The organism is Bradyrhizobium sp. Gha (assembly GCF_900113735.1).
In the GTDB taxonomy this organism is placed as follows: Bacteria; Pseudomonadota; Alphaproteobacteria; order Rhizobiales; family Xanthobacteraceae; genus Bradyrhizobium.
In genome coordinates this window covers 22,423-44,136 of the sequence record NZ_FOQM01000004.1, presented here as the reverse complement: position 1 = coordinate 44,136, position 21,714 = coordinate 22,423, and the positions used below count along the sequence as shown (strand labels likewise).

Below are 21,714 nucleotides of genomic sequence, written 5' to 3'. Positions count from 1 at the left end.
CGAGGGCAATTTCAATCATAGTGAGTATTACAGACGGCTCGGCCGCCCATTTTCCGATACTTCGTTTGCCGTCATGGTAGAGGAACCTCGCCTGCGAAATAGTTAAAGTTTCCTATCTGCCCCAGCTTCGTAACCGGAAATTCGAGCTGCTTTTCAGCAATCTGCCGCCCCTGGTCGCTGACTTTGATCGTGAGCGCTCCTTCCATCAAGTCAAAGCGGTGGTGGCAAACTCCAGCCGGAAGTGAAACCGACTGGTGGCGCTCTCCTCCTATGAGATCGACGGTGAGAGGGCGCGGCAAGAAGGCGGATAGGTAGATTCCATCGACCAGATCCTCGGAGCCCTTCGGCCGGCCCTGCTCACCGGTGTCGGGAGATGCGATACCGTACGCCGATTTCGAATGTGGCCGGTAAAAATAATAGATCGACGGATGCTCGATCGCGGGTGGCCGCGAGGACTTGAACCAATCGATGTAGTAGCGGCTAGCCTTCAAAAACATCTCGTGACTGAGCAGAGGGCCCCAGCCATAGTTCCAAAGGTCCTGTTGCCGGCTGCCTCCATAGGGGGCCACATAGGTGGCTTCTCCCCAATCGTTCCAGGTGACAATTTCGATCCAGTCGGCCCCGGCCTCGATCGCGGAAGCCCACTGTGCGGCCATGCCTTGCAAGCCTCCACTTTCGAACACACGAAAGTTGCCGCGAAGGCCACGATAATAGGGCATGATTCCGATCATCGAGATCTTGCCGGCAATCTTGCTGCGATTGGCAACAAGCGCGCCGTCTGCTGGCGGTTTGGGATAGCCTAGGTCGGGGCCGAACACGAAGTAGCCATCGACTTCGGGGTGGTCCCGATACATGGCGTCGAGGAATTCCGCCGTTGGGTGGCCATGATTGTGCACCCAGAAGTGCTCAGAGGGGTACTGATAGTTCGGTACGAGAAAGGGCTTCAGCCCCATCGCCGCAAGGCGCCGGACCAGGCGCTCTCCCCATTCCGGCGAGCCCGAATAGGTGCTGACGACCGGGCGATCGTCAATGCGGAGATAGGCTGGGCTTTGAGAGAGTTCGGCAAGCATCGTTGCACTGTCTTCGACAGGAGCCCCATCGAAGGACATGAACAATTTGAATGACGAGCCACTCCGCTCCGCAGCCCTGAATATTCGCCGGCTGATCTCGAGATAGTGAGGCTCTTGCTTCCAGCCTGGTACGTTCAAGGCAAACCCATCGATGCCGTAGCTCCGCGCGATAGCGATCTCCTGCGCGAAATCCTCGATCGTCGCCGCAAGTCCGTGAACAGGGCAGCAGACCATGTAGTGGGCGAACACCATCCTGGGAACGGAGGGCGGCTCATGCGCCTGAAGGGTCCCTACGAGCGTCGCGAGCGCGAAAAGCGTTGAAACCATGTGGCGGCCCAGCAAGCCCAGCAGAGCGCGGTTTGCCATTCTGGCGAGGTCGGTGATTTGAGTGCCTGGCACGAATCCTCTAAATGTCGAGAAACAGGAGCGCCACAGCGGCGAGCGGGACGTGAACCTTGGAAAACGCAACGTGGTCGTCGCTGCTGCGTTTCCGCCGCCGCTCCACGGGCTGTCGAAGATTTCGGCGTCGATTGCCTCCGACCTCGCTGGGCTGGCCAACGTTCGCTGCTACGACTTATCGTCGCGTTCCCTGACCCGGTCTCCAAGCTATCATTGGCGTCGGTTTCTGTCCGCCATCATGGCCGCGTTTGGGATCATGCGCAACGCTCGGCGCCTCCATCCTTGCGTTTACCTTCCCGCGGATGGCGGGTTGGGATTGGTCTATACGCTTTTACTCGCCTCTCTTGCGAGAATTTCAAGCCAAGCCATTTTCGTCCATCACCACAGTTTTTCCGCCGTCGACCGTCGGCAAGTCTTGATGACGGCGATGGTCCGAATCGCTGGATCGGAGGCCACCCACATCTTTCTGTGCGAGGTCATGGAGCGACGCTTTCGACAGAATTATGCCGGCTCCTGGAAAGGGCTCATCTCGTCCAATGCTGTTCACCTGTCAGCTATCGTTGATACGCCGGCCGAAGCTCGGGATGTCTTGCGGCTCGGCTTGCTTGGCAATTTGACGCGCGACAAGGGGCTCCATGTATTTCTGGATCTCTTGCGAGCTTGTGCTGCTCGAGGAGTGTCGGTCCAAGGTATCCTTGCTGGTCCGGCCGAACATCCGGAGGATGCTGTTGCCATCGAAGCTGCGCGGGCTGAACTCGGGGAGCGGCTCAACTATCTCGGCCCGCTCTACGGAGCTGATAAGGATCGCTTTTTATCCGGGCTTGACGTCTTTGTCTTTCCAACGAGTTATCGCAACGAAGCGCAGCCGAACGCGATCTTCGAAGCCATGTCGGCGGGGGTTGCGGTTGTGGTGTTCGCGCGCGGTTGTCTCAGCGAAGATGTGACTCCCGATTGCGGCGTCCTCATAGATCCCTCGATCGATTTCATCCCGGCGGCTTGCGCTCAGATCGCGTCGTGGAGCGAAGATCGGGCCACACTCAATGCCGCGAAATCTGCCTCGCGCCGTAGGTTCGCTGAATGCCGACAGCGCGCCGAAATAGGCTATCAAGCGCTGCTTGATGCCATAAGCGGCGGTGTCGCTCCCTAGGACGTCTACGGTTGTTTGGCCTGCTCAAGTCGCCGGCCGTCATAAGTTCGGCGATAAGCTGCGGCGATCTGCCGGGCAGTACTTGCAATGTTCGGAACCTGCGCGCGGCTCGCGATGGCGCCTCGTCGCAAGCTTCGTTGGAGCTCACGCGAAGCATAGACCTTCCGGATCGTCTCTGCGATCGCCTCGGCGGACCGAACCGGTACGACGTAACCGTTCGTGCCAGGTTCTATCACGTCACGTGCGCCGACATGATCTGTGACGATGGCCGGCAAACCGCAGGCGATTGCCTCGGTGACCACAAATCCGAACCCGTCTTGAACTGATGGTAGCACCAGCAGAGAACTGTCCTGGTACAGGCGGACGAGCTCGCGGCGGGCAAGAGGGCCGAGATATCTGAAAAGCCCCTCGTAAGGTTTCAGAACTGCTCTCATCTCCTGCCTGATCGTACCAGCGAAGACCAGTTCGGCGTTCTGCAGCCTTAGCGCCTTCCAAGCCTCGAGAAGGTAGACGTGTCCCTTGATCGGATTGAGTTCTGCAACGCAGAGAACGCGGAAAGGCCCGTCCTCGTTTCTTTCCGATGCGGGAGCAAATGTTTCGAGGTCCGTCGGGAGCTGGATGATGTCGATGGATTCGCCGGGAAATCCGGCGGCCACGAAACTGTCGCGGACGAGCCCCGATAGGCAGTAGATGCGATCGCAAAGACCAATTTCAGCACGCGTTTCAGCGATGTCGGCGAGGAAGGAGGCTGGCGAAAGTGACAGTCGGTCGAGCTCGAGACGCATTTCTCGCTCGAAGAAATCAGGATGACAGACAATTGGGTGGCCGAGGATTGCCGAGCCCTCAGACTTTGCGCGTTGCACTAGGCCTAGCGCTTTGCCCTGGGTGACGACGTGCAGCACGCCGCAGGGTTGCCATGCGAGATGTGCTGAGGCGCGCCACAGCCTGTCATAGAGCGGGTAGATCGTGTCGGCAAAGGCATGATTGAGATAACGCGCGTGAAACTGGAGCAGATATTCCTTCAGAAATAGATTCCGCGCCTGAGACGGCCTGATCTGCAATTTGGTGGCGTCGTTCGAGAGCCGGGATGCATAATAGACGCGCTGCAGATGCGCCACTTTGTTTAGCTCTGGAACGAGCTGAAGTTGCTTGAAGTCTCCGCAGACGGCGATATTCACCGTTGGATCGGCGGCATCAGTCATGACAGTGCCTCGAGCTGATCAATTCGTCGAACCGCGTCTCCAGCGAACTGAGGATGGATTCCTTGCGCCACCGTTCGCTCGCGAAGACGCGGCCTTGTTTACCCATCTGCGTACGCATCTGGTCGTCTCCCGCGAGGCGCAGGATCGCGTTAGACAAGGATTGCGGATTGGATGGCGAGACGGCAATACCCGCGCCCTCGATCTCGCTGGCAAGCTGCGTGCCGGCCTCCGCCATGGCGACGGCCGGCCGGCCAGAGGCAAGAATCGGTGCGAGCTTCGATGGCAACATCAGGTCCGCGACCTGAGCACGTTGTGGAATCAGGTGAATGTCAGCCGTCGCGAGAAGCTCGGGCATTCGCTCGTTGGGTTGGAGGTCGAGAAACCGGACATTGGGAAGAGCGGAGGCTAGCTCGACGAGATGATTGAGCAGCGCGCCGCCGCCGCAGAACACGAATACGATGTCTGGAGCTCTGTCCTTCAGCTCGACGGCGGCTTCCGCAAGGCTCTCGATGCCTTGCTTTGCTGCGATGCTGCCCGAATAGAGGGCGATGACGTGCCGATCGGTTAGACCGAGTTGTGCGCGGAGATCTGTCATCCGATCAGCGGGTTTGATGAAGTCCGTGTCGACCCAATTGCGAAATTCGACACTCTTTTGCGGCGTTACGCCTTTGTCCCGCAGCCGGTCCATCATGCGTGGCGAAATAGTGGAGACGCGGTCGAAGCGGCGAAGGATCATGGACTCCATGGACATCGCGGTCCGCCGAAGCGCGTTGCCCTCCAGCATGCCAAGCTCGAAGGCCGCATCCAGCTCGAAGTCCTGGACATGCAGCCAGCTCGCGGTGCCGGCGATGCGTGCGACCGCAAGCGCGGCGGGAGCAATCAGGAACGATGGGGTGACAGCAAACAGGATGTCGGGTTTCAGCCGGTGAGCGGAGCTCAACAACTTGGGAATGCTTGAGGCTGCAAAGGATGCATGGCTCAGAATTCTGCCGCTCTTGCCTGTTGGCAGGCTACGGGGCAGGTGAATAGGGCAGTGATGGACGTTAACTCGGTTCCGAACCTCATGCTGATAGGAGCGGTTATCGTAACCTTTGGCGAGCTTCCAGGTAGGATAATAGGGATGGGCGGTCACGACTTCGATAGTATGACCGCGCCCGGCCAGCCACTCGCACAATTCGCTGGAGTATTTTCCGATTCCGGTCAGCTCGGGAGCGTAGTTGAGGCCATAAGCCAGAATTTTCATGAAAAGAACGAGTCCCCGGATCGAAATCCGCTGAAAAACCGTTTGCGCCCGACCGTGCGGCCGGGCCAGGGTTGCTCAACTTGGCGTCATCCCCCGACCGCTGGCTAAGCGGCTGGCATAAATCGCATCTTTAGACATCGGGTTGTATTAACGAAACAATCGTTTCAGAACATCATGAACGGTATTTAAGGGTGCCAGCGGTGCCAGCCAGAGCGTTTTGAAGATGCCCGATAAAGCCCGGGTGCAGGATCTGTCCAGTTTTACCAATCCTCCGGGCTTTCGCGGCCGATCGGCGTTTTTTGTGCAGTTGTGGTGGATAGCCGAGGCTCTCCTTGTTCGGCCCACGCCGCAGATTTTCTTTGCGTGGCGTCGCTTTATCCTGCGGCTGTTCGGAGCCAAGGTGGGACCAGGCGTGTTGATCCGGCCTTCCGTGCGGATTGTCTACCCCTGGAAAGTTTCGATCGGCGCAAATTCGTGGATCGGAGACGACGTAAATCTCTACAGCCTGGGCGAGATCGAGATCGGCCACGATGTGGTCGTATCGCAAGGAACCTACGTCTGCACGGGGTCTCATGACCACAACAAAGCGAATTTCGATATCTTTGCACGCCCGATCGTCATCGAGCCCGAGGCCTGGATTGCCGCCGAGTGTTTCTTAGCACCCGGAGTCAGGATTGGTCGTGGTGCCGTCGTACAGGCGCGCGCCGTAGTGATGAGAGACGTCGCGCCGCTGACGATCGTCGGCGGTCATCCCGCGTCCGTGATCGGCTCACGTGGGCCGGCAAGTGAGGAGTAGTGCGCTGCGCTGCCAGGAAGCGGCCTTATCCGGACGTCGTCCGAGAGGTCAGTCTCGCCAATGTGCTGTGCCCGGCGATCGCACCGCCGATCTCCGGAAGCAGCAGACAGATCCCGATCACGACCAGGCTCCCTGTCAGCGGCAGGAGCTGGATTGCGGCGATCATGCCGAGCGCTAATCCCGTGGCGTAACCAAACGAGATGAGCTCGACCCGGTTGAGCGCGCTGGCTGCAAGCAGCGTCCCGTCGAAGTAACATCCGACCAGAGCCACGGATGCGAGCGCGAACATAAGCTCCCAATCAATCGCAATGTGGCCGCTCGTCCAGCGCGGAATGACGATCGGTGCAAGCAACAGCTCCGCCACCAGGAGGGCCGTCGCGATCAAAAGGGCATTCCGCAGCATCCGGTGAATGAGCTGCCGGGCGCTCCCGACGTCGCCGCCTGCCCACAAGCGCCCGATCTCGACCTGGGTCGCCTGCGAGGTCATGGTGGCGAGGTTGCGCGCGGTCTTCGCATAGGTTGCCAGCACGCCGAAGGTCGCGAGTGCGATCGGCCCGAGGCTGTGGGAGATCAGGAGGCGCGGCAGGTATACGCCGATGATGTTGATGCAGACGAAGATCACGAAAAAGCCCGCGGCGGGCCTGCATATCCGCCTGAGAATGAAAAAATCGAAGTTTGCAGGCGACAGCGTTAGCCAGGCCGCATTCTGATCGGTGACGATCAGATATAGAATCATGTTCAACACGGCTCCGCCAAGGATGATTGCGGCAATGCTCATTGGGCCTGCGCCGGCCGCGAGAGCGACACCGATACCGACCAGCTCGAGGGTCTTGGAGAGCGCGGTCAGGGTATTGGGGAGGGCGGCTCCTTGCGCCGCCGAGAGGGCGCCGGCTAGCGGCTCGCTCAGGAACGTGATGAGCGTAGCGCCTCCGAGCATGAGAACGAGCAATTTCGGGGCGGGCATGTCGTCCAGTGCGAGACCGGCGAGGCTCCGCAAATCGACAACCATCAGCACCAGGGCCAGAACGGCGATGCCGATCATGACGCTGCCTGTGAGGGTTACGAGGGCCGTGACGATGGTGCGGGAGGCCCTTTCGGAGTCCCCTTGGGCCGCCTGCAGGATCGCTTCCGACGCCGCCGCCTGTCCGACGCCGAGATTGGCAAGGGCTGCAAAGCCGGCCAACGCTGCCAGCGCAAGCCATTCGCCGTAAGACCGCGCGCCCCAGCTCGCCAGAAAAAGAGGAACGAGAACGAGTTGCTCTGCGACCCTGACCACCCGGGCAAACAGAAAAGCCGCAAAAGCGCTGCGGATCCGGCGCCTGACGGCGAGAAAGTTGAGAGTGGCGGTCGTCATCGCGTGGGCTCAGAGTTCCTACGAACTTAATCCTAACGTCCCAAAGTTCAGAAATCCTAAGTCCGGATTTGATAGACTACGGACCTAGCCGCTTGGGCAACGCCTTTTGCCCATTTTGGGATCGTCTCGATAGGGCAAAACTGAAGGTTAACCAGAAATCAATGCGTACTTCTCTAGTCGCGCCGCGCCTCGGGTGATGCATGCGAGATGACCATGGCGACCTCCCTCTGGTGATCGACCTCGACGGGACGCTTCTTAGGACGGATTCTCTGCACGAGACCCTTCTTGATTTGCTGAGGTCGAATCCGCTTGCGCTGTGGGAGCTTCCTTACAGGCTTGCCATCGGACGGGCTGCGGTCAAGGACTTCCTTGCCCGCGGACAGGTGATCGATGCGGACGCGTGGCCGGTACATGAGGACTTCCTATCCTACCTCGAGAAGCAAGCTGCGGTCGGACGCCGGATCGTGCTTGCGACAGCGGCGGATCGCGCTGTGGCCGACGCAATCGCGCGCCGCTTTCCATTTATTACGGAAGTGATCGCATCTGATGGCTCCAGCAATCTGAAAGGACGTGCGAAGGCCGACCGGTTGCGCCAGGCCTTTCCGGAAGGTTTCATCTATGCCGGCAACTCCGAACCCGACTATCAGGTTTGGGAAACAAGCAGGCACAGCATTCTGGTGAGCGTCCCGGAAGGACTGGCGCAACGAGTTCGACGCCTTGGTACCCCCCTTGCCGAGTTTCCGCGGCAACGGATCGGCCTCGACACGGTGCGGCGGACATTGCGGCTTCATCAATGGGCCAAGAATCTGTTGATCTTCATTCCTCTGGTGCTGGGCGGCAGGGGGAGCGATATCAATGCCTGGATTGCCGCTCTGCTCGGTTTCCTGGCGCTCGGATTGGCGGCATCCGCGACATATATCCTCAACGATCTTCTCGATCTTCCGAGCGATCGGCGTCACTGGTCGAAGAAGTCGCGTCCGCTCGCAAGCGGAGAGCTTTCCATTGCCCAGGGTACGCTGTTGGCGATCGTGGGACTTGTCGCCGCCACAGCCATCGCGATCTCCGCAGGAACGCTGGTCCTTGCCCTGCTCGGGCTTTATGTCGCGATGACGACGGCCTACTCGTTCCTGCTGAAGCGCATTCCCGTGCTCGACGTGCTGGTCCTTGCCGCGCTGTTCACCTTCCGTCTGGGCTTCGGCATCGTGCTGACCCAGGTCAGGCTTTCCCCTTGGTTGCTCGTGTTCTCGATGTTCGTGTTCATGTCGCTGTCGATGGCCAAGAGGCATACCGAGGTGCTGCGCATGGGCGCGAACGGGCTGACGTCCATGCACGGGCGCGGCTATGTCGCTCAGGATGCACCTCTGATGCTCGCGATCGGTGTTGCGGCCATGCTCGGCGCGGTCCTCATTCTGATTCTGTATCTCATCGAAGACGCGTTTCCTCGCGGGTTCTATGGCAATCCGGCCGCGCTATGGGCAGTGCCCGCGATTCTCTTTCTCTTTCTTGGCCGCGTCTGGCTCTTGTGCCAGCGCGGCCAACTGCGGGACGACCCGGTGGCCTTCGCGTTGAAGGACAAGCCAAGCCTGGCGCTTGCCGGATTGATGGCGATTACATTCGCGATCGCCGTTCTGCATGTGGGTGGGGCATAGACATGCAATACAGAGCATCTGGAAGGGTATGACGATCATGCATTCAACAACCGTCCGCACGGTAGGGGCGGGGGGCGTATTCGATCGGCGCCGCGCCGGATTCTTCGGTGCGGCAATCGTCATTGTGCTGGGCGCGCTTTATCTCGCGCGCTCTCGCGTATTCTTCCTGGCAGATGGATATATCTTCCTGGCCTATGCACGCAATATCGCTGACCATTTTTCGTGGGCGATCAATCCGCCAGAGCTCACGTTTGCGACGTCCAGCCCGCTGTGGACGGTGCTGTGCGCGATCTGCGCGGCGCTGATACCGAAAAGCTATCTCCCGCTCGCTGTTCAGGGGCTGGGAATGGCCCTCTTTGCCGGCGTGATGATGGCGCTCGACAGTTTATTTCGGCGCTTCGCGGTTCCGGCTGGCCGGAGCGTGCTCGCGATCGGGATTTTCGCCGGCATTGCCTTCAACGGATTCTATTACGCGATCTCGGCCATGGAGACGCCGCTCTTCATGCTGCTGTTCATCATCTTCTGTCTCGTGATCAGCGAGCGTTCGGTGAGCCTCATTGCGGTCGGTGTCGTTGCCGGGTTGCTCTTCCTGACACGTGTCGAAGGCGTATTGGTGTTGCCGGCTTATTGCGTGGCTCGCCTGACGTTGCGCATCTCTCTGCGCCAATTGGTCGGCGAACTTGTGGTTATCGGCGCTATTTTTGCGGTGGTCATCGCGCCGTGGCAGGTGTTTCTGTTTGTGAAGACCGGAGGAGCATTGCCAACCAGTGGTGCGGGGCGGCTCTATCTTTATCTGCCTACGGTCATCGGCACCAGCGTAGCAGAGTATCTTGCCACGCCTTATCCGGCGCGTCTCGGCTATATTCCGAAAATCATCTACGGCAATTTTGTTGAGCACCCCGTGGTGCTTGCTTCCTGCCTGCTCCCTCTTGTTGCTCTAATCGGCGTCTATTTCGCGGCTCTGAGGTCGCGCATCAGCGCCAGTACGATGTCGCTGGTGTCGTTTCTTGTCACCTTCTGTTCATTGAATCTGGCAATCTATGTCCTGTTTCAGCCGCTTATCTTCCAGCGCTACCTGATCGTCGCGCTGCCGTCGTTTATCGTGGCCGCGACCGTAGTGCTTTCTGAACGAATGCCCCATTCGAACGAGCGGGCTTGGCCGATCCTTGGCGTGGGAGTGTCGCTGTTCGTATTGGTGGTGACGCACCTCGCCGGAGTGAGATATTTTGATGTCCCCACCACGCGGGACGAGAGGGTCGTCGGGCTGTTCCGGGCGCTCGACGAACAGACGAACGGAAATTGCCGCCTCGCGGCTGAGCCGCTCGGGATCTCCGCCTATTTCACGCATTGCTACATTATTGACCTCGGAGGATTGATCAATCCGGACATCTGGCCGCTTCTGATCCGGGGGCCTGACGCGAAGTCGGAACTCGAGTACGCTCGTGCGCACGGCGCGACGCATATCTACTGGAATGAAAAGCACCCGGAGGTCGTCAGCGAAGTCGAGCAGGCGGCTGGTTCGAGCGGACCTGAGGTGATCTACCGCCTCCGTAAATAGCACAGCAGGGAACGAGGCCGGGTGAGGTAGCCACCCCGCGATACTCCACGCGGCTCCGGCCTTGATCTTTGTCCTGATCGCTGGCACCCACGCTTGCGGTCGTGATCCGTGCCAGCCTCATAGCAGCGGGTACGCCGGCGGATGACCAACGAGAGAGGCGGCAAAGAGGCTTTCCGGTTGTTGCGGGTACTAATTTGCTTCGATTTGCTCGCGGATCACTTATGATGCGGGGCATCGGGGATGCAGCCTTGTTGGCCTGTGCCTCTCAGAGGTGCGTCGTGCGGGTCGCGAACAGGGTTCGAAAGAGTTGCTGTCTGGATGACGTCAGGTTCACTTCAGAGATCTGCGAAAGAGGTTGCTTCCGCCCATCCGGAAGTCGATTTCGCACTGGTGTTGGCGCGAACGATCGACGCGCTGCAGTCAGATCCGGAACAACTCCGAAGCGCAGTCTATGACCTTGCGCGCCATAAGCTCGAGCAGCTCGCGCACGACGATCCGTCCGAAAAGCAGCGGCTGATGCAGGCTCTCGAGGTCGCTATTGCGGGGGTGGAGGAGCACACCAGGAACAATCCGATGAGAGCGAGCGGGTTGCCGCAGCCGGAGCGTCCGATCGGACCGCTACGCAACGAAGCTCTGCTCGGCCCCGTCGATCTCGATGCGATCCCGGTAGAGCCGGTGCGACCTGACGACAGCAACGATCCGAAGTCAGCGTCTCAGCGCCGGCGCTCGCGATGGTCGTCCGGGGTGCCACTGCGTTATCTCGCAATGCTGATCTTTTTCGCCGGCATTGCGGGTTTGATCGTGCTGCAGCGTCGAGGCTGGTCTCCGCCTTCGGCCGACAGGCTCGTCGCGAAAATCTGGCGGTCGGAAGCATCGGCGACACGGCCTACACCCGAGGCGAGTCCAACGTCTGCCGCCGCCGTGCCGACGAAGGCGCCGGAGCCGAAAGTCGATCCATTGGTGCCCACGGCCTATGGGGTCTATGCCATTAGCGGAAACCGTCTCTACGAGCTGCAGGCCCTTCAAGGGAGGGTTCCTGATCCGCGCGTCGCGATCTCCGCGGCGATCACAAAATCGAGCGAAACCGCGCTGCCTGACGGGAGGATTCGCTTTGTTGTGTTTCGTCGGGAGACGCCGACGAGCGATGCCTCGGACCCAATCGAGTTGCGCGTGGTGGCGCAGGTCAAGCAGGCAACGGACTTCGATGCGTCTGGAAAGCCGGTCGTTTCGAGCGAGCGCAGCTGGGTCATTCGAAACATATCGCTCCCGTATCGAGCCGCTCCGTTCAAGGATCAGCCCGGGATGTATCAGATCCTGCCGCGTGATCCGGACCTCTCGTTACCGCCCGGACGCTACGTGCTGGCGCTGAACGGATCAGGCTTCGATTTCACCGTAGAGGGGAAAATCACCGACAAGAGGCAATGTTTAGAGCGTATTTCGGCCGCGAACGGCATCTTCTACTCGGAGTGTCCGAATCCTTGATTGTTTCCAGAACGGAGCCGCTGAGGGCGTCGCAGGCGTCGCACCGCGATGGCCATCACTCCGCGAGACCTGGAAGCCGCCTCTGCGCGGTGTAACCGGGGGTTGGGCCCTCCGACCTCTCTTCGAGACCATCGGAGATGTTGGAAGCGACCAGAGAGGAGCACAGATATCCGAGCTGAAGCGGCACGAGGCCCGCGAGAATCCAAAGGATGGTTTGGATGAGATCGTTGGCTCTCGCCAACCCCAACACTATCCCGACGACGGATCCGACAAAAAGGAAGGGTATGAGGATGTAAACCCTGAATCGGATGCCGAGAACCATCCCGGTCAGCATTCCTCCCAAAGCCAGCAAGGTCACCGGACTGCTCCATTCCAAAGCCCTGAGCTTAATCGCGGTCACCTAAGGAGGACTTAACCCACTCAGGCCATTTGTCGACGTTTGTGATCGATTGCCGGATCGAGTCCTTTGAATGGGTTTTCCATGGGGGGCAATTGCAGCGCGATTCACCCGCTCAATGCTTTGCGCGCAACTACACTGCGAGCATTCGGCTGCCCTGAATGCTCATCAATGTGAGGTTGCCGGTTGCGTAAGCGCCAGTGTCGATATTGGCGCGATTTGGCAGAAGTTCAGGCTGCCGGACCGGTGTGTGTCCATGGACGACATACTTCCCGAACGGCTTGTTGCTGCGCAGGAAATCCTCGCGAATCCACAGCAAGTCCTGTTCGGCTTGATCATTCAGCGGAACGCCAGGGCGTACGCCGGCGTGTACGAAGAAGAAATCTCCGCAAGTAAAGCTTGATCGCAAATTGTCCAGAAACTCCAGATGTTGTGGTGGCATCGCGCGAATGAGGTCCTGCATGACGCTTGCCGGGTCGACATTGCTCAGATCGGGCGCAAGCCCATAGGACGTCAACGTCTGGGCGCCGCCGACCTTGAGCCATTCCCCAAACAGCGAAGGGTCTTCAAAGACGTTCACCAGAAATGCCTCATGGTTGCCCTTCAGGAAAACAGTGTTTCTCCTCCGGCTCCGTTCGATCAGGATGTCAAGGGTCGCACGCGTATCGGGGCCACGATCGATGTAATCACCCATGAAGATCTCAATCGCGTAGTGCGGTCGACTACAAGCGAGGTCAGCATCGATCACCTGTAACATGGGTTTAAGCAGGTGCGCGCAGCCGTGAATGTCCGAGATCGCGTAGATGCGAACGCCTTCCGGAAGCTGCGGTTTGGGAATTTGCGGTCGTGATCGAGAACGCGATAACATTATCTTGGGTCTTTGATGATCGAGAAGACGTTGCACGCGATAGACATCGGATAACCTCATCTGAGGCAAGAACGGTTGTTTTGGTTGGAGATGTCATTCTTTCTCAGGCGCGATCGTGCCGAAAGCAGGGCGCCACGTTCTGCCTAGCGAATAGGCGTCGGAGCCAGTCTCAACCACGATGCGATTAGGACTGCCGTGGGTTGCGATATCTGAATGACTCTCGCATGAGTTCTGTCGCTGCGGAACTTGCTTCGCGGTCGGTCAGCCATTCATCGTCGCGTCGGCGCACGACGTTTTCGTTCCAACGCGACTTGACGCAGTCGTATTTTTTTCACTGATCTTCCACGTTCTTCGCGTCGCAAAAGTTTTGCGTGCGGCGCCATAATGTCGCTGCGATCAGTTTACAGTTTCAATAAAGCAAGTGACGATTTTTCAGCATCACGAAGAGCGTCGGGCATCATCGATACACTAGAGGTTCGAATGGCTGTTGCAACGTATGGTTCTGAGAAGGCTTACTCGCCGTTGTCGCGCGGCACTGCCCTTCAGCGGCCATTTCAGGTCTTCGTGATTGGCGCCGACTTTCTGGCGATCTTGTTGAGCTATGTCGCCAGTTCCGCGCTTTACGGCTTCGCGACCACGTCCACGGCCGATGCCACGTCGGTCGGTGCTGGATTGATCGTCGGTCTTGTGTTTATCGCGCTTGCGTATCTACAGGATGTCTACGCCACGCACCGCCTGCTGAGTCTTGTTTGGCAGCTGCGGAAGGCCGCTTTCATCTGGTTTGTTGCGTTGACGGTGCTCGCCCTCGCAGCGTTCCTGTTGAAGTCAACGGACAATCTGTCCCGTGGCACCGTGATTGTGTTCGCTGCGATAGGCGGTCTGGGTTTGATCAGCCTCCGCTTCACCTGGCAGATCGTGCTCGGCACGAATTTCGCGAGAAGTCGTCTCGTCGATCGCAAGGTGGTGCTTTTGAGTCTCAAGCCGCTCGATTTCACCTCGGGCCGATTCAAGGATCTGCGCAGAAACGGCTTCGACGTGGTGCGCCACTTCGTGCTGCGAATTGATGGTGGCGACGGAAGCCATCTGGAGCGAGAGGTGCGAGACGTCATCCGTCAGTCGCGCCTGACGGATGTTGACGAATATTTGCTTGCGATCGACTGGAACGAACTGCCGATGCTGCGAAAGCTCGGCCATTGTCTGCGTGCCGTGCCGCAGCCAGTGCGCCTCCTGCCGGACGATTCCATTTCAGACATCGTCTCGCGCCCATTTCTGCTGGCCAGTGGGACCGTGGCCGTGGAGATGCAACGGCCGCCGCTGAGCATCTTCGAGCGTTTGCAGAAGCGTTGCCTCGACGTCGGCGTAGCGATGTTTGCGCTGGTCGTGCTGATGCCGCTGCTATTGACGGTGGCCATGCTGATCAAGCTGGACTCGCCGGGAACCGTCATCTTCCGGCAGTCGCGCCGCGGATTCAACGGAAAGCCGTTTGATATCTGGAAGTTCCGGACGATGTCAGTTTCCGAGAATGGTCAGACCATCGCCCAGGCGACCAAGAAGGATGCGAGGGTGACCAAGGTCGGACGCTTCCTTCGCATGACGAGCATCGACGAGCTTCCACAGCTCTGGAACGTGTTGCGGGGGGACATGTCCCTGGTCGGACCGCGGCCGCACGCGCTGGCGCATGACAACTACTATGATGAGCTCATCAGCAAATATGTCTACCGCCACCACATGAAACCGGGCTTGACCGGCTGGGCTCAGGTGAATGGTCTTCGCGGAGAGACGCCCACGATCGACCTGATGGAAAAACGCGTGGAATACGACGTTTGGTACGTCAGCAACTGGAGCATCTGGCTCGACCTGAAGATCATGGTGCGAACCGCGTCAGCCGTAATGTTCCAGGAAGCTTACTGAGAGGCCAAGCCGAGGACTGGGCGGATCCTGTGCTCGCTATCGGCCGTCTTGAGACGACTTCCTGAAGAGCTGCATGACCGCATTGCGCAGTGCGAGCAGCGGGGGGACGAGCACAAAAAACGCACCCATCGCGACGGATGCCACGACATGGCGCAGGGAAAACGGCTCGCCCTGCTCGAGGTCTTGCTTGTCGGGGTCAATTGGAGCCCGCGACAGGGCGGGGGCGGCGGGCCGTGGCAGCCGTCGCGGCTGGCGTGGTGGAACCACGATCAGCACGAACAGGATGTTGAGCAGCACCCAAATCGACAAAATCGTGAGGACGATCAGCATCCGAACGCACCAAATACGGGCAATGAGAATGCACTCAACTTAGCCTCGGGGAACTCGAAAGAAAAGACGGTCAAGACTCAAAGGATCCGATAAGCGCCCCTGCCGATGAGCAACGATCTCGCAATCGCCGTCCATGCGTCAAGCCCCGCTTTGGCCTAAGGCATTGAGAAGAAATTGTGGATTCCGGATGATTACTGAAATCAATCGGGCCGGCGGCCGCCCTGGCCAACAGGCCGGCCGGCGGCCGTAGCCGTCGGTCCTGCTGATCGAGCCGATCGGCAAATCGTTTTCAGGCGCCGGAGGGGAGGGCGCCAGCCGAGGTGCCGATCTCGCTACAGCGCTGGCGCGTACGCGCTTAAGACGCTCAGACGTGCTCCACGTAATAGCTGTTATGGTGCTTGCCCTTGTACGCCTCGATGCGCTTGAGCATCTTCGGGTTGGCGCGATTGAGGACGGCGCCCAACAGCTTCTTTTGCAGGACTTCTGATCCCGAGATGGATTCCTGCAGCGCGGACCGCGTGGTCTGCCCCCATTCGATCACGTAGACCATGGCATCGATGAGGAAGCTGACAGCCTTGGAATCGGCCACCGGCATCACAGGGGCCAGATCGATCACGATGTATTCGTAACGATCCCTCAGCGTTTTGAGGAGCTCGGCCATGGCCCTCGATCCGATGACGTCGGCCGAATTGAGCATACGAGAGGCGACCACCGACGGCAGGAAATCGAGGCCCGTCTCCTTGCTTCGCTGCACGTGGTAGGCGAGGCTGGCGGGATCGTTCAGTGTCTCGACCAGCCCTGATTTGGCATTGGGTGAGAGTTCGCGGGTCAATGAGCGCGTGTGCAGATCACCGTCGATCAGGAGTGTTGGGTGACCGGTGAGAGCAACCAATTGGGCGAAGTTGGCGGCGACCGTGGTTTTTCCCTCTTTCGGCAGTGAGGACACGATGCCGATAACCTTGATTTCCCGGCTGAGACGCGCGACGTCGATCGATACCTTGATGTTGCGCAAAGTTTCCGCAAAACGCGAGAATGGATGATCGACGACGTAGCGAGATAAATCGGGGGCGGTGCTTTTGCCCGATGTCGAGAGCAGTGCCCCTGCCGGTGTCGGGGGACGTATATCGGGAAGCACGCCGAGGCATTTCACGCCGAGTTCGTCCTCGACCTCGCCCGGGGTCCGCAATACGTCACTCAAGAACTCGCGCCCAAATGCCAGTCCAAAGCCGAGACAAAGGCCGCTGACCAGGCCTCCCACCAACGCCAGCATTGTGCGCGGCGAACTCTTGCGGTCGGGCTTGGTCGCGGTGCTGATCAGGCGTGCTTCGCTGATCGGAAAGCTTTGATTTTGCGTTGCATTCTGCAGCTTTTCAAGGAAATTGTTGTAGAGACTACGATAGGTGTCGGCAGCGCTCTCGAGGTCCCGCAGCTTGACTTCTGCCTGACCGGTGTGACCAGCCTGGGCGACGAGATCGTTCACGTTTTTTTCGAGAGATGCCTCGCGGCTTTTTGCGATTTCATAATCGCTACGATAAGCGTCCGCGATGCGGTGAACCTCGTCGGCGATGTTCTTGCGCAACTCATCCATTTTGCTGGCCAGATTGACCGTCGCAAGGTGCATTGCGCCATAGCGTCGCGACCAATCGGAATATTGGGCGGCGAGATCGAGGTATTGGGCCCTGAGCCGTGTGATAACAGGGTTGTTGAGCGCGTCCGTCACCGTGGTCTGGGTGACGTCCTTGTCAGAGATCGCATTGATGCGGTCAAGACGCGCTTTCGCCTCGGCGGTCGCCGCCCGAGCCTGGACGAGTTGCGTGTTGAGATCCGACAGTTGCTGCTCGGACATCAAGCCGCGACTGGTTCCTACGATGTTGTGCTCCGCTTTGAACGTTTGCACCGCCCGGTCGCTCGCCGTTGCTTGCTGACTCAGTTCGGCGCTGCGCTGCTGAAGCCATTCGGTCGCGCGCTTGGTCGACTGATATTTGGCTTCGAGCGCGCCGACGATGTAAGCATCGGCGATCGCATTGGCGATCTTGACGGCCGCATCCGGCGTGAGCGCCCTGTAACTGAGCGAAAGAACATAAGTCGTCAGAACGCGCTCAACCCGGAGGTTCGCCTGAATGTGCTCGACCGTGGCCTGCTCGACGCGTTCCGGTGACGGTGGCTCGCCGGAACCGAATAGCGACATGACGTGGCCGAGGAGTTTGCCGAGGGGGCCCGGATTGGAGCCGCTGAATTCGGGATCTTCCGTCAGATGCAGCCGGCGAACGACCGATCGAATGAGATCATCCGAATTGATGACCTCGACCTGGCTATCGACGAAGCCGGTGTCGATGAGGTTGCTGTTGGTCCCATTGTCCTTGTCCAGAACCTGGGTCTGGCGGGTATCCATCATGATGCGGGCGTTGGCCGTGTACATGGGATGCGTCGTAGCCAGGTAGGCGAGCACCAGGGCTAGCGAAGCTCCGACCGAAACAACGATGATCGGCCACTGACGACGAAGAACGTCGGTGACCCGCTCGAAGCTCAGCACCGCCCCGCCGAATTCGACGCCGAATTTGTGTCCTGACCGGAATTGCTCTCTGGGCTGATACATCTGTCAACAACTGCCTTGAACGATCAATGAGGAATGGCAACGGGCTTGAACGGGTCCGCCAGTTCAGTGTTCCATTCGCCTTCGAGAAGCGCTCCGCTACCCAGAATTCTTTTTGAATCCTTGTCACGCCGTGGCGGCAGGGCGTTTGAGCCAACCTCGCCCGCCGCGGAATAGCCCGCCTGCACAGACAAATCACCGATCCGCTTGGTGAAATCCTTTATCTTGCGCGCAACATCGGGCTTCGTCGCGATACACAGTGCTTCTGCGAGCCGTAGGGCCGAGCCGATGGCCGAACGGTCATTGGAAGGCGACTCCGAGATGAGGATCTGGACCGAGGGCAGCGTAGAAGGATCGGTGGCGATATAAGAGGAGAGGCGATACTTCAACTTCTCCTTGTCATTGCGCAGCCGCTCGAGGAGCGAGGACGGTGATTTCACGAAGGCGTCGAGATCGACCTGCGAAGCGCGGTCCGAGAACTCGACACACTGAGCCCGACAGGGACTGAGACTCAACGCAATCAGGACTGATCCCATCGACACGATTTGCAGCCATCGCTGTGTCAAGCGATGACGTGTTGATCCGCGGCCCATCCGACTCCCTTCAACGTTGCGGCAAATGAAAGCCCGTGAAACTTGACATGCAACTGTGTCAAATGTTGTGCGGCGCAAAAGCTGGTTCGATCAGTCGCATCGGTTGTGCGCGCACGCTTGATTTGCCGGCAGTTGTACGAGGAAGAGTCGCGGTGCCTGAGAGAACGGCAATCGTCCGCCTCCGGTTGTTGCAGTTGAGAATTCGTAGGGCAAATGCGTTCTCGCAAACATGGCCCAAGTCACGACGTACGAATTTGTTCCATCGATGAGATGATTGTGCTCGCGGTTTCGTATGACGCCAGTGATCGCAACAACGCCGGATTTCGTGCACATTTTACACGTAAAGATTCGCAAGCATCGCAATCGCGTCGCGATCATCTCGCAATTTGGAAAAGTGGCGCGACCTTGGCGCGCATCTGTCGGAATGGGGCATAGTGATGAAGATGTCGTCGTGCACCATGCGAAGAATGCAAGTCGCTCATTGCGATGATTGAAGGCGCGGGCGAGCCGATACACCACCCTGCGGCGGCGAAATAGCTACGGAATGTCGATGTGACGGAGTCGATTCATCGTGAGAAGGCGCATGTCCTGCCGCTGGACAGCATTCGAGGTATCGCAGCGATTTCGGTGGTGATTCATCATCTCTTGCTGATGCCGACATTCCTTGCGGCATTCCCGCACAATGCCTGGATTGACTGCGCGTTCTTCAGGAGCTCATGGCTGCTGGTCGACTTGTTCTTCGTTCTCAGCGGCATGGTAATGTCGATCAGCTCCGTCGAGGGTGAGTTCGGCCGCTTTTCGTTGCGCGACTTCATGGTGCGGCGCCTGGCGCGGGTCTATCCGCTGCACGTCGTGATGCTGGCCGCGAATCTGCTGTTTCGTCTCTTGCGCATCAGCCTGGTCATGGTTGGGGTCGTCGTTGCGGCGCCGGCGGCGTTCGAGGTGAACAATTCCTATTCCTTCCTGCTCAACGTCTTTCTTCTGCACTCGATGGGGTTCATCGACTATCTCAGCTGGAATGCGCCGAGCTGGAGCATCAGTGTCGAATTCTACACGTACCTGGCCTTTGGCGCGGTCGTTCTGCTGGCCCAGCGCATGCGTTCCCTGTCGTTGTTCTATGTGCTCTCGGGCGTCATTGCGGCCGGGAGTCTCGCCATCATCGTGTTCGTTCTGAATAAGGACAGTCTCGGATTGCAGACCGATTTCGGCATCCTGCGTTGCTTCGTGAGCTTTTTTCTGGGCGTGCTCACGGTGAGGGCGGTCCGCAGCCTGACGGCCAGGCCGAGCCCGGCCGTGCAGGGCGCGGTGCAGCTGGTTGCGATGACGGCCAGTGTCGTGCTGGTCAGCATGGTGGAGGCGTATCCGGCAGCCAGTTTCCTTGCGCCGCTGACATTTTCGGTCTTTCTCGGCAGCCTGCTCGCGTTTCCCGATGCGCTCCTGGTGCCGCGAATGCTGACGACAAGACCATTGGTCTGGCTCGGAGAGCGATCCTACTCAATTTACATGGTGCATGCGCTGGTCGTGCTGTTTGCGGAATATTTCGTGCGGGCGCTCGGCGCACAGCGGATTGCGGCTCTCGATTCGATCCGGCCTGGGCTGCCAGCGACGCTCAATCTCGTCGTGTCGCTCGCCGCCGTGTTCGCTGTGTCCCACTACACTTACCGATACGTCGAAGTTCCCGGTGGCAAATGGCTTCGAAATCGTCTCGGAAGGCAGGCCGGCTTCTCGTCGGCGCACGCGCCGTCGGCGCGACCGATAAACTGAGCGCTGGCATGACTGCAATCGCGCTTCATCGTCCACGGATGACAGTGATCAGTCTCAATATCGAGGCGATCGCGCTCGGCTCCTATCTGGTCCGTGACGCCTTCGGCGGCGTGATGCGCTATTACACCAGCATCCTCCACCTTGATGCACTTTGGTACCTGCCAGACGGGATTGCGCTGATCTGCCTGGTCCAATTCGTCGCCCACTGTATTCTGCGCAATCGCAGCACGCTGGCCTTTCTCGTTTTCGCACAGATCCTGCTGTCGCTGGTGCTCGGATATTTCATGCTTGGCACCGCCAATGCGGCGATGTCGTCGTTCAAGATGATGTTGCCGGTTTTCGTCGGATTCTGTTTCTGCGATTCCAGCCTCGGCTCCTACCGCAGGCTGCTATTGGTCGTTGCGGCGACCTTCTATCTGTCCGTGATAGGCGTGTTGTTGACGAAATTCTACGTCATGCCATGGGTTGGATTTAAGTACGAATCGTTCGGCGCCGTCCGGGAGGCCGGCCGGCTATGGTGGTCCTATGGCGGTGACGACCAACGCTTGATGGGTTTTGCGGCGGACAATACCATGGCCGCGTTCTTTATCCTGATCTCGTTCACAATTACGTCGATCCGCAAATCGACCGGCTGGTGCCTCCTGTTCGGGGCTGCTGCCGAGTATGCGGTTTGGATTACCACGAGCAAAACGACTTTCATCGTTCTGTCGCTATACCTGGTGCTGCTGGTGTTGGTGCGGATGTTGCCGCAGGAGGCGCGCCTTCGGGCCATTCGCAACATAGCTTTGTGGTCGTTCGTTGCTATCCTCGTTCCGATATTCCTGATCGTGCTCGTATCGGGTACCCCCGCGGTTCCGCATTCGACGCTCTATAGTATCTTGGATCGGATCAACAACAGTTGGCAGTTGCCGTTTGTGTATCTGATGCAACTCATGCCAATCGGTGTCATTACGGGCTGCGGCGCGGGTTGCTTCAACTATCCGCAGCAGTTGTTCTCGCCTCTTGCCGCATATTGGGTGCCTGTCGACAACTTCTACATCGGCACCTACCTGATGTTCGGGTTTCCGTTCGTCGCGTTCATGGTGCTGGTATTTCGTGCGACCTTTACGACAACCGATGTCTACAAGCTCACGCTGCTGTTTGTCGTGAACATGTTCACGATCACGGTTTTGAACTATGGACCTGCATCCGGCCTGTTGATCATTGCGTTGAGCTTCAGCGACGTGCTCGCTCGACGGTCCATGCCTGCGAGGGCCGCCCTCGGTATTGGAACGGGAGTGCCGCTGCCAGTTCATCCTGCGGACGGCTTCAGTGCAGGGACGACGAAAGCGGCGTTGGGCGGGAGCAGGTGAGTACGA

Annotated in this window: 17 protein-coding genes; 8 read left to right on the top strand and 9 right to left on the bottom strand. The window is 58.9% G+C overall.

From position 1 onward, the window contains the following. Nucleotides 1-71: 71 nt before the first annotated feature. Nucleotides 72-1,469: an endo-1,3-alpha-glucanase family glycosylhydrolase gene (locus BM222_RS08280; RefSeq protein WP_143105914.1), complete on the bottom strand. Its 1,398-nt coding sequence runs from the start codon at nucleotides 1,467-1,469 to the stop codon at nucleotides 72-74. Between BM222_RS08280 and BM222_RS08275 the strand changes: the two genes are divergently transcribed. Continuing rightward, nucleotides 1,459-2,616: a glycosyltransferase family 4 protein gene (locus BM222_RS08275; RefSeq protein WP_092227804.1), complete on the top strand. Its 1,158-nt coding sequence runs from the start codon at nucleotides 1,459-1,461 to the stop codon at nucleotides 2,614-2,616. The genes BM222_RS08280 and BM222_RS08275 overlap by 11 nt on opposite strands. Nucleotides 2,617-2,621: 5 nt before the next feature. On the opposite strand, the gene BM222_RS08270 is transcribed toward BM222_RS08275, so the two are convergent. Together BM222_RS08270 and BM222_RS08265 are read right to left on the bottom strand one after the other, a co-directional pair. After that, nucleotides 2,622-3,818 (bottom strand): glycosyltransferase family 4 protein, encoded by a 1,197-nt coding sequence (locus BM222_RS08270; protein ID WP_092227803.1) that lies wholly within the window; start codon nucleotides 3,816-3,818, stop codon nucleotides 2,622-2,624. Further along, on the bottom strand, nucleotides 3,811-5,061 hold the full coding sequence (locus BM222_RS08265) for a WcaI family glycosyltransferase (protein WP_092227802.1): 1,251 nt from the start codon (nucleotides 5,059-5,061) through the stop codon (nucleotides 3,811-3,813). Before BM222_RS08265 ends, BM222_RS08270 begins: the two co-directional genes overlap by 8 nt. A gap of 223 nt (nucleotides 5,062-5,284) precedes the next feature. Here BM222_RS08265 and BM222_RS08260 point away from each other — a divergent pair, with 223 nt between their 5' ends. Further along, complete coding sequence (locus BM222_RS08260) at nucleotides 5,285-5,857, top strand: WcaF family extracellular polysaccharide biosynthesis acetyltransferase (RefSeq protein WP_092227801.1); 573 nt, start codon at nucleotides 5,285-5,287, stop codon at nucleotides 5,855-5,857. Nucleotides 5,858-5,882: 25 nt separating this feature from the next. Here the strand turns inward: BM222_RS08260 and BM222_RS08255 are convergent, their stop codons facing one another. Next, complete coding sequence (locus BM222_RS08255) at nucleotides 5,883-7,211, bottom strand: hypothetical protein (RefSeq protein ID WP_092227800.1); 1,329 nt, start codon at nucleotides 7,209-7,211, stop codon at nucleotides 5,883-5,885. 200 nt (nucleotides 7,212-7,411) lie between these two features. Between BM222_RS08255 and BM222_RS08250 the strand changes: the two genes are divergently transcribed. The 3 genes from BM222_RS08250 (at nucleotide 7,412) to BM222_RS41950 (ending at nucleotide 11,900) form a co-directional block, all read left to right on the top strand. Continuing rightward, complete coding sequence (locus tag BM222_RS08250) at nucleotides 7,412-8,860, top strand: UbiA family prenyltransferase (RefSeq protein WP_092227799.1); 1,449 nt, start codon at nucleotides 7,412-7,414, stop codon at nucleotides 8,858-8,860. 28 nt (nucleotides 8,861-8,888) lie between these two features. Continuing rightward, nucleotides 8,889-10,418, top strand: coding sequence for a hypothetical protein (locus BM222_RS08245; protein WP_092227798.1), 1,530 nt, complete (start codon nucleotides 8,889-8,891; stop codon nucleotides 10,416-10,418). Between the two features lie 765 nt (nucleotides 10,419-11,183). Further along, the gene (locus BM222_RS41950) at nucleotides 11,184-11,900 is read left to right on the top strand and encodes a hypothetical protein (protein ID WP_244547045.1); all 717 of its coding nucleotides are present in this window, start codon (nucleotides 11,184-11,186) and stop codon (nucleotides 11,898-11,900) included. A 55-nt stretch (nucleotides 11,901-11,955) separates the two neighbouring features. Here BM222_RS41950 and BM222_RS08235 read toward each other — a convergent pair whose 3' ends face one another. After that, entirely contained in the window at nucleotides 11,956-12,258 is a 303-nt protein-coding gene (locus tag BM222_RS08235; protein ID WP_143105913.1) for a hypothetical protein, read from the bottom strand. Between the two features lie 172 nt (nucleotides 12,259-12,430). After that, nucleotides 12,431-13,165 carry a metallophosphoesterase family protein gene (locus tag BM222_RS08230; RefSeq protein WP_092227964.1) on the bottom strand — a complete coding sequence of 245 codons (735 nt, stop codon included), beginning with the start codon at nucleotides 13,163-13,165 and terminating at the stop codon, nucleotides 12,431-12,433. Between the two features lie 480 nt (nucleotides 13,166-13,645). Here BM222_RS08230 and BM222_RS08225 point away from each other — a divergent pair, with 480 nt between their 5' ends. Then, nucleotides 13,646-15,076 (top strand): undecaprenyl-phosphate glucose phosphotransferase, encoded by a 1,431-nt coding sequence (locus tag BM222_RS08225; protein WP_092227795.1) that lies wholly within the window; start codon nucleotides 13,646-13,648, stop codon nucleotides 15,074-15,076. A 36-nt stretch (nucleotides 15,077-15,112) separates the two neighbouring features. Here BM222_RS08225 and BM222_RS08220 read toward each other — a convergent pair whose 3' ends face one another. The 3 genes from BM222_RS08220 to BM222_RS08210 form a co-directional block, all read right to left on the bottom strand. Next, the gene (locus BM222_RS08220) at nucleotides 15,113-15,406 is read right to left on the bottom strand and encodes a hypothetical protein (RefSeq protein WP_092227794.1); all 294 of its coding nucleotides are present in this window, start codon (nucleotides 15,404-15,406) and stop codon (nucleotides 15,113-15,115) included. Nucleotides 15,407-15,770: 364 nt separating this feature from the next. Beyond that, a complete protein-coding gene (locus BM222_RS08215; protein ID WP_092227793.1) occupies nucleotides 15,771-18,002 on the bottom strand; it encodes an AAA family ATPase in 2,232 nt (743 codons plus the stop codon). A gap of 23 nt (nucleotides 18,003-18,025) precedes the next feature. Continuing rightward, on the bottom strand, nucleotides 18,026-18,439 hold the full coding sequence (locus BM222_RS08210) for a hypothetical protein (RefSeq protein ID WP_244547044.1): 414 nt from the start codon (nucleotides 18,437-18,439) through the stop codon (nucleotides 18,026-18,028). 705 nt (nucleotides 18,440-19,144) lie between these two features. Between BM222_RS08210 and BM222_RS08205 the strand changes: the two genes are divergently transcribed. Continuing rightward, nucleotides 19,145-20,356: an acyltransferase family protein gene (locus BM222_RS08205; protein WP_244547043.1), complete on the top strand. Its 1,212-nt coding sequence runs from the start codon at nucleotides 19,145-19,147 to the stop codon at nucleotides 20,354-20,356. Between the two features lie 8 nt (nucleotides 20,357-20,364). Further along, nucleotides 20,365-21,708: a hypothetical protein gene (locus BM222_RS08200; protein WP_244547042.1), complete on the top strand. Its 1,344-nt coding sequence runs from the start codon at nucleotides 20,365-20,367 to the stop codon at nucleotides 21,706-21,708. Nucleotides 21,709-21,714: the final 6 nt, after the last annotated feature.